Source organism: Pantoea sp. Ep11b (assembly GCF_040783975.1).
Taxonomy (GTDB): Bacteria; Pseudomonadota; Gammaproteobacteria; order Enterobacterales; family Enterobacteriaceae; genus Pantoea.
Window position 1 is genome coordinate 1,020,525 of sequence record NZ_CP160631.1, and the last position, 12,699, is coordinate 1,033,223.

General features: G+C 57.2%; 11 protein-coding genes. 8 read left to right on the forward strand and 3 right to left on the reverse strand.

The features are described from left to right. The first annotated feature begins 2 nt into the window (after positions 1–2). From fkpB to dapB, 3 genes are all read left to right on the forward strand, one after another. The gene (fkpB, locus tag AB1748_RS04715; RefSeq protein ID WP_111139430.1) at positions 3–473 is read left to right on the forward strand and encodes an FKBP-type peptidyl-prolyl cis-trans isomerase; all 471 of its coding nucleotides are present in this window, start codon (positions 3–5) and stop codon (positions 471–473) included. Beyond that, complete coding sequence (gene ispH / locus AB1748_RS04720) at positions 454–1,407, forward strand: 4-hydroxy-3-methylbut-2-enyl diphosphate reductase (protein WP_111139370.1); 954 nt, start codon at positions 454–456, stop codon at positions 1,405–1,407. Before fkpB ends, ispH begins: the two co-directional genes overlap by 20 nt. Before the next feature lie 223 nt (positions 1,408–1,630). Continuing rightward, positions 1,631–2,443: a 4-hydroxy-tetrahydrodipicolinate reductase gene (gene dapB / locus AB1748_RS04725; protein ID WP_111139371.1), complete on the forward strand. Its 813-nt coding sequence runs from the start codon at positions 1,631–1,633 to the stop codon at positions 2,441–2,443. A gap of 39 nt (positions 2,444–2,482) precedes the next feature. Here the strand turns inward: dapB and AB1748_RS04730 are convergent, their stop codons facing one another. Then, positions 2,483–2,635, reverse strand: coding sequence for a hypothetical protein (locus AB1748_RS04730; protein WP_367396068.1), 153 nt, complete (start codon positions 2,633–2,635; stop codon positions 2,483–2,485). A gap of 279 nt (positions 2,636–2,914) precedes the next feature. Between AB1748_RS04730 and carA the strand changes: the two genes are divergently transcribed. The 5 genes from carA to AB1748_RS04755 all read left to right on the forward strand — a co-directional run bounded on the left by carA (position 2,915) and on the right by AB1748_RS04755 (position 11,377). Beyond that, on the forward strand, positions 2,915–4,063 hold the full coding sequence (gene carA / locus AB1748_RS04735) for a glutamine-hydrolyzing carbamoyl-phosphate synthase small subunit (RefSeq protein ID WP_111139372.1): 1,149 nt from the start codon (positions 2,915–2,917) through the stop codon (positions 4,061–4,063). Between the two features lie 14 nt (positions 4,064–4,077). Next, on the forward strand, positions 4,078–7,305 hold the full coding sequence (gene carB, locus AB1748_RS04740) for a carbamoyl-phosphate synthase large subunit (protein WP_111139373.1): 3,228 nt from the start codon (positions 4,078–4,080) through the stop codon (positions 7,303–7,305). Between the two features lie 241 nt (positions 7,306–7,546). Beyond that, positions 7,547–8,686: a porin gene (locus tag AB1748_RS04745; protein WP_111139374.1), complete on the forward strand. Its 1,140-nt coding sequence runs from the start codon at positions 7,547–7,549 to the stop codon at positions 8,684–8,686. A 234-nt stretch (positions 8,687–8,920) separates the two neighbouring features. Further along, entirely contained in the window at positions 8,921–9,403 is a 483-nt protein-coding gene (gene folA, locus AB1748_RS04750) for a type 3 dihydrofolate reductase (protein WP_367396069.1), read from the forward strand. Between the two features lie 90 nt (positions 9,404–9,493). Next, the gene (locus AB1748_RS04755) at positions 9,494–11,377 is read left to right on the forward strand and encodes a PhoX family phosphatase (RefSeq protein WP_367396070.1); all 1,884 of its coding nucleotides are present in this window, start codon (positions 9,494–9,496) and stop codon (positions 11,375–11,377) included. Between the two features lie 33 nt (positions 11,378–11,410). Here the strand turns inward: AB1748_RS04755 and apaH are convergent, their stop codons facing one another. Continuing rightward, complete coding sequence (apaH, locus tag AB1748_RS04760) at positions 11,411–12,268, reverse strand: bis(5'-nucleosyl)-tetraphosphatase (symmetrical) ApaH (RefSeq protein WP_367396071.1); 858 nt, start codon at positions 12,266–12,268, stop codon at positions 11,411–11,413. A gap of 52 nt (positions 12,269–12,320) precedes the next feature. Then, a complete protein-coding gene (apaG, locus tag AB1748_RS04765) occupies positions 12,321–12,698 on the reverse strand; it encodes a Co2+/Mg2+ efflux protein ApaG (RefSeq protein ID WP_111139378.1) in 378 nt (125 codons plus the stop codon). Between the last annotated feature and the right edge of the window lies 1 nt (position 12,699).

The following is a 12,699-nucleotide window of genomic DNA, read 5'->3' on the forward strand; positions in this document are numbered from 1 at the left end:
TGATGACTGAGTGCGTACAGCGTGAAAGCGCGGTGTTGGTGCATTTTACGCTGAAGCTGGAAGATGGCTCGACGGCGGAATCGACCCGTGCAAACGGTAAGCCCGCGCTGTTCCGTCTCGGTGATGGCAGCCTCTCTGCGGCACTTGAGCAGGCACTGCTGGGGCTGAAAGCAGGTGACACAAAGCAGTTCACCCTGGCACCGGAAGAGGCCTTTGGCGGCGTCAGTCCTGACCTGATCCAGTATTTTTCGCGTCGCGACTTTATCGATGCAGGGGAACCGGAAGTGGGTGCCATCATGCTGTTCAGCGGCATGGGCGGCAGTGAAATGCCCGGCGTGATCCGCGAAGTCTCCGGTGATTCCATTACTGTAGACTTCAACCATCCGCTGGCGGGTCATCGTATTCAGTTTGATGTAGAGGTGCTGGAGATCGATCCGGTACTGGAGGCCAACGATGCAAATCCTGTTAGCTAATCCGCGCGGTTTCTGCGCGGGCGTCGATCGCGCCATCAGCATTGTTGAGCGCGCGCTGGAGATGTATGGCGCACCGATCTACGTCCGTCATGAAGTGGTGCATAACCGCTACGTGGTGAACAGCCTGCGCGAACGTGGCGCCATCTTCATCGAAGAGATCAGCGAAGTGCCGGATGAGGCGATCCTGATCTTCTCTGCGCACGGCGTGTCGCAGGCGGTGCGTGCGGAAGCGAAAGCACGCAACCTGACGATGCTGTTCGACGCCACCTGTCCGCTGGTGACGAAGGTGCATATGGAAGTTGCCCGCGCCAGCCGTAAAGGCGTTGAGGCGATCCTGATCGGCCACGCGGGCCACCCGGAAGTCGAAGGCACCATGGGGCAGTACAACAACCCCAACGGCGGCATGTATCTGGTCGAGTCACCGGAAGATGTCTTCAGGCTGACGGTTAAAGATGAAAATAATCTGAGCTTTATGACGCAGACGACGCTGTCGGTGGATGATACCTCAGACATCATTGATGCCCTGCGTCAGCGTTTCCCGGCAATCGTCGGGCCGCGCAAAGATGATATCTGCTACGCCACCACTAATCGGCAGGAAGCGGTGCGGACGCTGGCACAGGATGCTGACGTGGTGCTGGTGGTGGGGTCGAAGAACTCCTCTAACTCAAACCGTCTGGCGGAGCTGGCGCAGCGTGCCGGTAAACTGGCGAAGCTGATCGACTCTGCGGATGATATTCAGGAAGAGTGGGTAAAAGGCGTCGGCTGCATTGGTGTGACGGCGGGCGCGTCTGCCCCCGATATTCTGGTGCAGCAGGTTATCCAGCGGCTGCGTGAGCTGGGGGGTGAAGCCGCGATTGAACTGATTGGCCGCGAAGAGAACATCGTCTTCGAAGTGCCGAAAGAGCTGCGCGTCGAGGTGCGAAACGTCCAGTAACTCCCGGAAATCTCTGATAAAAAAGGCCGACTCTGTTCGGCCTTTTCTGTTTTTTCAACCTGGTCTCCGGGCCGGAACTGGCGGTGGTAATTGCTTTTACTGATAATCAGCGTCGGCTGGCATAAAATTCTTATTATCACGGATTAATAGTGGCGTGACGGTTAACTCATCGTTAACCTGATAACGCTTTGGATGCATAGTTTTGTTTTAGGAATGAATAAATATGAACACTATCCGCATTGCTGTGGTGGGCGCACCGGGCCGTATGGGCCGTAATCTGATTGAAGCGACGCAGCAGGCAGAAGGCGTGGTGCTGGGGGCCGCTCTGGTTCGTCCCGGTTCATCGCTGACCGGCAGCGACGCCGGTGAATTAGCCGGTATCGGCAGAAACGGCATCCTGATCGCCGATGATTTACGCGCGGTGATCAACGACTTTGATGTGCTGATCGACTTTACCCGTCCGGAAGGAACGCTGGAGTATATGGCGATCTGCCGTGAGCACGGCAAAGCGATGGTAATTGGCACCACCGGTTTTGATGACGCCGGCAAAGCCGCGATTCGTGCGGCGGCTGAAGAGATCGCCATCGTGTTCGCCGCGAACTTCAGCGTCGGGGTTAACCTGGTGCTGAAGCTGCTGGAGCAGGCTGCAAAAGTCATGGGGGAGTACGCGGATATTGAGATCGTCGAAGCGCACCATCGCCACAAAGTGGATGCGCCGTCTGGCACCGCGCTGGCAATGGGCGAGGCGATCGCCGATGCGATGCAGTGGAAGCTGGATGAACATGCGGTCTATGCCCGTGAAGGCCATACCGGCGAACGTCAGCCGCAGACTATCGGCTTCGCTACCGTGCGTGCGGGCGACATCGTCGGTGAGCATACCGCCATGTTTGCCGATATCGGCGAGCGGATAGAGATAACCCACAAGGCCTCAAGCCGCATGACCTTTGCAAAAGGCGCCGTTAAGTCGGCTGTGTGGCTGAAAGGGAAAGAAAATGGTCTTTTTGATATGCGGGATGTCCTTGGTTTATCTGTCTGATGTGTGTTGTGAACCATCGTGATGTGGTTATTTCAATCGTTAATTCATTGATTGAGAAGGGGCAATGTTTTCATTGCCCTTAATTTTATCATTTATCTCTGTTATTCCCTCTTTTTCGCCTGTAACGTTTTTTTTGTTATTTTTTCTCTGATTTTTTATCTTCCCGAATGCTAATTTTGACCATTTGGTCAAAAAAATAGTCTCCCTGTCGCCTGTTTCGCTTTTAGGCGGCGTGGCAAACGATTATTTCAATGGGTTTCCTCCTCTTTTTGTCCTTTATATCGCGTATTTCCTCCAGAAGCCGGATAAAGATGAAAAAAAGTGGCCTCAGGGTAGACAATGCCCAGGGGGATCATTAGAATGCGCGCAATTTGCCAAAAATCGACAATTCAGGCGGTTTTTGCATTGATTCAACCGGCTATTTTGAATTAATATGCAGATATTATGACTGTTTATTCCCTGGAGGATGTTTTGATTAAGTCAGCAATCCTGGTTCTGGAAGACGGAACCCAATTCCACGGTCGGGCCATCGGGGCAACGGGGTCGGCAGTGGGGGAAGTCGTTTTCAATACCTCAATGACCGGTTATCAAGAAATCCTCACTGATCCTTCCTATTCCCGCCAAATCGTTACTCTCACTTATCCCCATATCGGTAATGTCGGTGCCAACGCCGCCGATGAAGAATCCAGCCAGATTCATGCGCAGGGCCTGGTCATCCGTGACCTGCCGCTGATTGCCAGCAACTTCCGCAGTGAAGAGAGCTTATCCGCTTATCTGCAGCGCAATAACATCGTGGCCATCGCCGATATCGATACCCGCAAGCTGACACGTCTGCTGCGTGAGAAAGGGGCGCAGAACGGTTGCATCATTGCTGGCGACGCGCCGGATGCGGCACTGGCGCTGCAGAAAGCCCAGGCGTTCCCCGGCCTGAAAGGGATGGATCTGGCGAAAGAGGTCTGCACCACCGAGACGTACAGCTGGCAGCAGGGCAGCTGGACGCTGAAAGCCGGTCTGCCAGAGCAGTCATCGGCAGAGTCGCTGCCTTATCATGTTGTGGCGTACGATTATGGCGCCAAGCGCAATATTCTGCGCATGCTGGTCGATCGTGGCTGTCGCCTGACGGTCGTTCCGGCGCAGACGCCTGCGGAAGAGGTGCTGAAGCTGAACCCGGATGGCATTTTCCTCTCCAACGGTCCGGGCGACCCGGAGCCGTGTGACTATGCGATCAGCGCCATTCAGTCGTTCCTGAAAACAGAGATTCCGGTGTTCGGTATCTGCCTGGGTCATCAGCTGCTGGCGCTGGCCAGCGGTGCAAAAACCGTGAAGATGAAGCTCGGCCATCACGGCGGCAACCATCCGGTGAAAGATCTCGACAGCAACCGCGTGATGATCACCGCCCAGAACCACGGTTTTGCGGTTGATGAGAAGGATCTGCCCGCGAATCTGCGTGTGACCCACATTTCGTTGTTTGATAAGACCGTGCAGGGCATTCACCGCACCGACAAGCCTGCTTTCAGCTTCCAGGGACACCCGGAAGCCAGCCCGGGACCGGGTGATGCAGCGCCGCTGTTTGACCACTTTATCGAATTGATTGACGCATTTCGTCTGCAAGCGAAGTAATCAGGAGCTAATTCATGCCAAAACGTACAGACCTGAAATCCATCCTGATTCTTGGGGCCGGTCCGATTGTGATTGGACAGGCCTGCGAATTCGACTACTCCGGTGCGCAGGCGTGTAAGGCGCTGCGTGAAGAGGGTTATCGCGTTATTCTGGTTAACTCTAACCCGGCGACCATCATGACCGACCCGGAAATGGCCGATGCAACCTATATCGAGCCGATCAACTGGGAAGTGGTGCGTAAGATCATCGAAAAAGAGCGCCCGGATGCCGTTCTGCCAACCATGGGCGGCCAGACCGCGCTGAACTGTGCGCTGGAGCTGGAACGTCACGGCGTGCTGGAAGAGTTTGGCGTCACCATGATCGGTGCGACCGCTGATGCGATCGACAAAGCGGAAGATCGTCGCCGCTTCGATGTAGCGATGAAGAGCATCGGTCTGGACACTGCGCGTTCCGGTATTGCCCATACCATGGAAGAGGCGCTGGCCGTGGCCGAAGATGTGGGCTTCCCCTGCATTATCCGTCCCTCCTTTACCATGGGCGGCACCGGTGGCGGCATCGCCTATAACCGTGAAGAGTTCGAAGAGATCTGCGAACGCGGCCTCGACCTCTCCCCGACCAATGAGCTGCTGATCGATGAGTCGCTGATTGGCTGGAAAGAGTATGAGATGGAAGTGGTACGTGATAAAAACGACAACTGCATCATCGTCTGCTCCATTGAAAACTTCGACGCCATGGGGATCCACACCGGTGACTCCATCACGGTCGCGCCTGCCCAGACGCTGACTGACAAAGAGTATCAGATCATGCGTAACGCCTCGCTGGCGGTACTGCGTGAAATCGGTGTGGAAACCGGCGGTTCCAACGTTCAGTTCTCGGTAAACCCGAAAGATGGCCGTCTGATTGTCATTGAGATGAACCCGCGTGTTTCACGCTCCTCGGCGCTGGCTTCCAAGGCGACCGGCTTCCCGATTGCAAAAGTGGCCGCCAAACTGGCGGTGGGTTACACCCTTGATGAGCTGATGAATGATATCACCGGCGGATTAACCCCGGCGTCGTTCGAACCGTCCATCGACTATGTGGTCACCAAGATCCCCCGTTTCAACTTCGAAAAATTCGCTGGTGCGAACGATCGCCTGACCACCCAGATGAAGTCGGTCGGTGAAGTCATGGCGATTGGTCGTACATTCCAGGAGTCGATGCAGAAAGCGCTGCGCGGCCTGGAAGTCGGCGCGAACGGCTTCGACCCGAAAGTTCACCTCGACGATCCGGAAGCGTTAACCCGCATCCGCCGCGAGCTGAAAGATGCCGGTTCCGACCGTATCTGGTACATCGCGGATGCGTTCCGGGCGGGCATGTCAGTGGACGGCGTCTTCAACCTGACCAATATTGACCGCTGGTTCCTGGTGCAGATCGAAGAGCTGGTGCGGCTGGAAGATCAGGTCGCGCGTGAAGGCGTTAACAGCCTGGATGCGACCTTCCTGCGCGCGCTGAAACGCAAAGGCTTTGCGGATGCGCGTCTGGCCACGCTGGCCGGTGTGGCTGAAAGCGAAATACGCAAGCTGCGTCAGCAGTTTAACCTGCACCCGGTCTACAAGCGCGTGGACACCTGCGCCGCCGAGTTCGCGACAGACACGGCCTACATGTACTCCACCTATGAAGAGGAGTGCGAGGCCAATCCGAGCCAGGATCGCGAAAAGATCATGATTCTGGGCGGCGGACCGAACCGTATCGGCCAGGGTATCGAGTTTGACTACTGCTGCGTTCACGCTGCCCTGGCACTGCGTGAAGATGGCTATCAGACCATCATGGTCAACTGTAACCCGGAAACGGTCTCGACCGATTACGACACCTCCGATCGCCTCTACTTCGAGCCGGTTACGCTGGAAGATGTGCTGGAAATCGTGCGCATCGAGCAGCCAAAAGGCGTGATCGTGCAGTATGGTGGACAGACGCCGCTGAAACTGGCGCGTGCGCTGGAAGCGGCAGGCGTACCGGTCATCGGCACCAGCCCGGATTCGATTGACCGCGCGGAAGACCGTGAGCGTTTCCAGCAGGCAGTCGATCGTCTGAGCCTGAAGCAGCCGGCTAACGCCACCGTCACCACGCTGGAGCAGGCCGTTGAGAAGGCCGCTGGCCTGGGCTACCCGCTGGTGGTGCGTCCTTCTTATGTACTGGGCGGCCGTGCCATGGAGATTGTCTACGACGAGCTTGACCTTAAACGCTACTTCCAGACGGCGGTATCGGTCTCCAACGATGCGCCGGTTCTGCTGGACCGCTTCCTGGATGATGCGGTCGAAGTGGACGTGGATGCGATCTGCGACGGTGAGCGGGTGCTGATTGGCGGCATCATGGAACATATCGAGCAGGCTGGCGTGCACTCCGGTGACTCCGCCTGTTCACTGCCGGCCTACACCCTGAATCAGGAGATTCAGAACGTGATGCGTCAGCAGGTCGAGAGACTGGCGTTTGAGCTGAACGTGCGCGGCCTGATGAATGTGCAGTTCGCGGTGAAAGAGAATGAAGTCTACCTGATCGAAGTGAACCCACGCGCAGCGCGTACCGTACCGTTCGTCTCTAAAGCGACCGGCGTACCGCTGGCGAAAGTGGCGGCACGCGTGATGGCCGGTAAAACTCTGGCCGAGCAGGGCGTTACCGAAGAGGTAATCCCGCCGTACTACTCCGTCAAAGAAGTGGTGCTGCCGTTCAACAAGTTCCAGGGCGTTGACCCGATTCTTGGCCCGGAAATGCGTTCGACCGGCGAAGTTATGGGGGTGGGCCGCACGTTCGCTGAGGCGTTCTCCAAAGCGATGCTGGGTGCCCAGAGCAACATGAAGAAGTCGGGCCGTGCGCTGCTGTCGGTGCGCGAAGGCGACAAGAAACGGATTGTTGACCTGGCCGCTAAGCTGCAGAAGTTTGGTTTCGAACTGGATGCGACGCACGGCACGGCGGTGGTGCTGGGCGAAGCGGGCATCAACCCGCGCCTGGTCAACAAGGTGCATGAAGGCCGTCCGCATATCCAGGATCGCCTGAAGAACGGCGAATACAGCTACATCGTCAATACCACGGCAGGCCGCCAGGCGATTGAAGATTCGAAGCTTATCCGTCGCAGCGCGCTGCAGTACAAAGTGCATTACGACACCACGCTGAACGGCGGCTTTGCCACCGCGATGGCGCTGAATGCTGACCCGACGGAGCAGGTTATCTCCGTTCAGGAGATGCATGCGCAGATAAAGGCGATGTAATGTAAAAGCGGCTCCTGCGGGAGCCGTTTTTTTTGCCCTTTTTCTGGGGATATTCTTAAAGTCAGGTCCACGAAAAGCAAAGAGTTTGCGTTAAAGTTACTGATTTGACTTATTTTTTTAGCTATAGGTGCGGAACGTGCGGGTTCGCACAGATTTATAAAAGAAACGCTTTCTGCAGGGATTTTTCGCCAGTACTATGCCTGCCGCTCATCACCAGAGCGTATCAGGACATTAATAAAAAATGAAAATGCGTACTTTTTCTCTGAGTGCAGTGGCTGCACTGATGGCTGTTCTTCCTTTCGCCAGCCAGGCGGAAATCACCCTGCTGAAGCAGGATCCGCAGGCGGGCGATCCGCTCAGCCGCCTGAACTTCACGTTTGGCGGCAGCATTCGTGCTCAGGTCAACCATCAGACCGGCGTGGATGACAAATCCTATAAGCGCGATGGTTTTGACGGCGGCACCCGTTTCCGCTTCGGCGCGGACTACTACCTGTTCGATGACGTCAGCTGGGTCAGCTACTACGAACTGGGCGTTAACGTCCCGGCCCTGTTCAGCTGGGACGGTCACTATGCCGACGGGGCGAATAACACCACCCGCCGCCAGCTTTATACCGGCCTGAAAAGCAAAACCTGGGGCCAGCTGACCTTTGGCCAGCAGAACAGCGTCTATTACGACACCGTGGGCGCCAAAACCGATATCTGGGATTACGACATGATCGGCCAGGCACCGGGCAACGGGATCAACGGCGACTACGACGGCTCTTACCGTTCACGCAAGCAGCTGAAATATAAAAACAGCTTCGGCGATGTGGATCTCTTCGCCTCTTACCTGTTTGACGACAATGAGTTCCTGCCGGGCAATGGCCTGCGTTACAAGCGTAAAGGCGGCGGCTCGCTGGGTGTGGACTACCACATCACCGACGATCTGAGCTGGGGCACCGCGTGGAACTACACCCGTGCGGCGATGCGTAACCCGAACAATGGCGACAGCAAAACCTACGACCAGAACATCTTCGGTACTGCGCTGAGCTGGACACCGGGTAACTGGACGCTCTCTGCCGGCGGTGGCTGGTATCAGAACTTCATGACCACCAGACGCAAAGATGTGCATGACTACTTTGCGGGCGATGCGTGGGGCCTGGAATATTTCGCTGGCTACAAAATTCCGGTCGCGCAGTATGGCCTGAAAGCGGTTCAGCCTTACGTGATGGGCGATCGCATCGAGTATGCGAACGGCCGTGACTACCAGCGTATTGACAACGGTCTGGGTGTGACGCTGTTCCTCGACTACGGTTTCCGTGTCGATTACGAACATGTCTTTACCTCCAGCACCGATAACCTGGGTGACATGAACCTGGTGCGTCTGCGCTACGACTTCTGATCATCCTGACGGCTCCTGCGGGAGCCGTTTTCTTTTGCGCCCCCTGTTTGTGCCAGCCTGAGGCCGCTGGCTGGCGAGCTGCAGCAAACTAACGCGATTACGCGGTGAAAAACGCTGCACAGGCCGTGAAAAACGGCGTCATAGAAAGCTTTACGCAAATAGACCGATCCCCCTATCGACGAAACTTTCACCTTTACGTATCATGGCGCCAATTTTTTTCAGTGAGTGGTTAACATGATTAGTCTTATCGCGGCATTAGCAGCAGATCGCATTATTGGAATGGAGAACGCCATGCCGTGGGACCTGCCTGCAGATCTGGCGTGGTTCAAACGTAATACGCTGAAGAAACCGGTGATTATGGGCCGACTGACCTTTGAATCGATTGGTCGTCCTCTGCCTGGTCGCCTGAATATTGTGGTCAGCAGCCAGCCCGGCAGCGCGGAAGGCGTCACCTGGGTGACATCGCTGGATGAGGCTGTTCAGGCCGCCGGTGATGCAGAAGAGATCATGGTGATTGGCGGTGGGCGCGTCTACGAACAGATGCTGGCGCGTGCCGATCGTCTCTACCTGACGCACATCGACGCAGAAGTTGAAGGGGATACCCAGTTCCCGGATTACGAGCCGGACGAGTGGCAATCCACGTTCAGCGAATTTCACGACGCTGACGAGCATAACTCCCACAGCTACTGCTTCGAGATCCTCGACCGTCGTCGCTAATCCCGCCTCCGCCCGGCTGTAACCTGGTTGTCATCATTATTCATTAGCATTGCTTCTTTTCTGGGACCGTGACAAAGGAAGCAATCACCAATGAAAATCGAATTATCCGCATTAAGCACTGACCGCCTGCCTGATCCACTGCGTCGTAAATTTCTTGCCGGTTCCGGTGCGCTCGGCCTGACCGGCTTTCTCAGCGGCGGCCTGACGCTCTCATCCGGCGCGCGGGCCGCAGAGAAACCGGCGGGCAGTGCGCTGCTGGGCTTTCAGGCGATTGCCGCCTCGACCGCCGACGAGGTGGTGGTCGCGCCCGGCTACCGCGCCGAGGTGCTGATCTCCTGGGGCGATCCGCTGGTGAACGGGGCTGCGGCGTTTGATCCGCACGGCAACAACAGCGCGGCGGATCAGGAAAAGCAGTTCGGTGACAACAATGACGGGATGAGCTTCTTTGCCATCGACGATCATCGCGGCGTAATGGCGATCAATAATGAATATGTTAACGAGCCAACGCTGTTTGCCCACGGAGGCAGCAAAGCGACCAGCCTGGAAGACGTGAAAAAGTCACAGGCGGCGCACGGTATTTCCGTGGTGGAAGTGAAACGGGGCGAGGATAACCGCTGGCAGGTGGTGCGTCCGTCTGACTACAACCGCCGCATTACCGCGAACACCCCGATGCGCTTTTCCGGCCCTGCCGCCGGTGACAACGCATTGCAGACCGCAGCCGATCCCGAAGGCATGAACGTCCTCGGCACCTTTGGTAACTGCGCCAACGGTAAAACGCCGTGGGGCACCTATCTGACCTGTGAAGAGAACTACGACACCTATTTTGGCACCCGACAGGCGGACTTCACGCCAACCCCGCAGCAGAAGCGCTATACCCTGAATGCCGCCGAGCCGGAACGGAACTGGGCCGACTTTGATCCCCGCTTTGATGTCGCGAAAAACCCCAACGAATTTAACCGCCACGGCTGGATAGTGGAAATCGATCCCTTTGACCCTCACTCCGTGCCGGTCAAACGCACCGCGCTGGGTCGCTTCAAACATGAGAATGCGGCGGTCACGGTCGCGAAAAACGGTCAGCTGGTGGTGTACATGGGGGATGATGAGCGCGGCGAGTATATCTATAAATATGTCTCCGACGATCGGGTTAACCCGGATGATGCGAAAGCGAATCATGGGCTGCTGGACAAGGGCACGCTCTATGTGGCGCAGTTCAATGGTGACGCGCAGGGCACGCCGCTTAAAGGCACCGGGCGCTGGCTGGCGCTGAAGTGGGGCGAAAATGGCCTCACCGCAGAGAAGGGCTTCAGCAGTCAGGCTGACGTCCTGATCAACGCGCGAGCGGCGGCCGATGTGGTAAACGCCACCCGTATGGATCGGCCGGAATGGATCGCCGTGAATCCGCACGATGGCCGCGCCTACTGCACGCTGACCAACAACAACAAGCGCGGCAACGAGGGGATGCCCGTCAATGCGGCCAACCCGCGGCCAAAAAATATCTACGGCCAGATTATCCGCTGGGATGAGAAGGGCGATGCCACCGCGCTGACGTTTGAGTGGGATATTTATGCGCTGTGCGGCAATCCGATCGCGCACCCTGAGGGGATCTATCGCGGCACGCCCAACATCACCGCTGAGAACACCTTCAACAGCCCGGATGGTCTGGGATTTGATGCCGCGGGGCGCTTATGGATCCTGACCGACGGCAAATACAGTAACAAAGAGGATTATCAGGGGCAGGGGAATAATCAGATGCTGGTGGGCGATCCCGACAGCGGCGAGATCCGCCGCTTTATGGTCGGCCCGAAATCGTGCGAGCTGACCGGCATTACCTTCACGCCCGATTACAGAACGCTGTTTGTCAACGTGCAGCATCCCGGCGAAGAGGGGGACTCCCATTTCCCGCACAACAGCCCGCGTCCGCGCTCATCGGTGATCATGATCACCCGCGAAGATGGTGGTGTTATCGGGGCCTGAAACCATATGCTGGCCTGACGGCCAGCCTGATCGTTACAGTGCAGGCGGCGCCAGGCTGTCGCTGGCAGCCAGCGCTTTTTCGCGGTTGGAGGGCTGCACCACATAGCGTTGCGTCTCCCAGTGCAGCAGGGTCAGCGTTCCGCCCCAGCAGCAGCCGGTATCCAGCCCGATAATCCCCTCAGGCGTGCCCTTGCCTTCCAGCGACGCCCAGTGACCAAAGATGATGGTGTAGTCGCGTGCGACCGGCCCCTCAAGGGTAAACCAGGGTTTCAGCGGTGGAAGCGCCGACTCCGGCGCATCTTTGCAGATCATATCCAGCTGACCGTTCGGGAAGCAGTAACGCATCCGGGTCAGGGCGTTGGTGCTGAAGCGCAGACGGGCCAGCCCGGTCAGGTCTTCACTCCAGTTATTCGGCATGTCGCCATACATGGCATCCAGGAACAGCGGATAGCTGTCGCTGGCCAGCACCGCTTCGACCTCACGCGCGCACTTTTTCGCGGTTTCGATATCCCACTGCGGCGTGACACCGGCATGGCCCATCACCAGTTTCTTCTCTTCATCCACCTGCAGCAGGGGCTGACGACGCAGCCAGTTAATCAGCTCGTCGGCATCCTCCGCTTCCAGCAGCGGCGTCAGGCGATCTTTCGGCTTGTTGCGGCTGATCCCGGCGTAGACCGCCAGCAGATGCAGGTCGTGATTACCCAGCACCAGACGCACCGCGTCGCCCAGCGATTTTACGTAGCGCAGAACCTCCAGCGAGCCGGGGCCGCGTGCCACCAGGTCGCCGGTCAGCCACAGGGTATCCTGCTCAGGATTGAAATCGACCTGTTGCAGCAGTGCACGTAATTCGTCGTAGCAACCATGAACGTCGCCAATCAGGTATGTGCTCATAACGTTTTATCCATCGGGAAGGTGCCCGGCTTAGCGGGCAAAAGCGTGTGAATCAGTGAATGTGGGTCTGAACGGCGAGGCGGAACACCGGGATATCGACGTGAAAGGTTTCACCCTGCTCATCGACCATCACATAGTGCCCCTGCATGGTACCCATCGGGGTTTCGATCACGGCACCGCTGGTGTACTGAAACTCATTGCCTGCGGCGATAAGCGGCTGTTCACCGACCACGCCTTCACCCTGAACTTCCGTTTCGCGGCCATTACCGTTGGTAATCAGCCAGTAGCGCCCCAGCAGTTGCACAGCGGAACGGCCCAGATTGCGTATCGTGATGGTATAGGCGAAGACGTAGCGATCCTCATCCGGCGAGGACTGGGAGGCGACGTACTGGCTCTGCACATGGACGGAGACGCGGGCCGTTTCACTCATG

What these genes read in the sequence shown, in the direction of transcription:
- fkpB (WP_111139430.1), top strand. Translation starts at nt 3, where the DNA reads ATGACTGAGTGCGTACAGCGTGAAAGCGCGGTGTTGGTGCATTTTACG.
- ispH (WP_111139370.1), top strand. Translation starts at nt 454, where the DNA reads ATGCAAATCCTGTTAGCTAATCCGCGCGGTTTCTGCGCGGGCGTCGAT.
- dapB (WP_111139371.1), top strand. Translation starts at nt 1,631, where the DNA reads ATGAACACTATCCGCATTGCTGTGGTGGGCGCACCGGGCCGTATGGGC.
- carB (WP_111139373.1), top strand. Translation starts at nt 4,078, where the DNA reads ATGCCAAAACGTACAGACCTGAAATCCATCCTGATTCTTGGGGCCGGT.
- AB1748_RS04745 (WP_111139374.1), top strand. Translation starts at nt 7,547, where the DNA reads ATGAAAATGCGTACTTTTTCTCTGAGTGCAGTGGCTGCACTGATGGCT.
- folA (WP_367396069.1), top strand. Translation starts at nt 8,921, where the DNA reads ATGATTAGTCTTATCGCGGCATTAGCAGCAGATCGCATTATTGGAATG.
- AB1748_RS04755 (WP_367396070.1), top strand. Translation starts at nt 9,494, where the DNA reads ATGAAAATCGAATTATCCGCATTAAGCACTGACCGCCTGCCTGATCCA.
- apaH (WP_367396071.1), bottom strand. Translation starts at nt 12,268, where the DNA reads ATGAGCACATACCTGATTGGCGACGTTCATGGTTGCTACGACGAATTA.
- apaG (WP_111139378.1), bottom strand. Translation starts at nt 12,698, where the DNA reads ATGAGTGAAACGGCCCGCGTCTCCGTCCATGTGCAGAGCCAGTACGTC.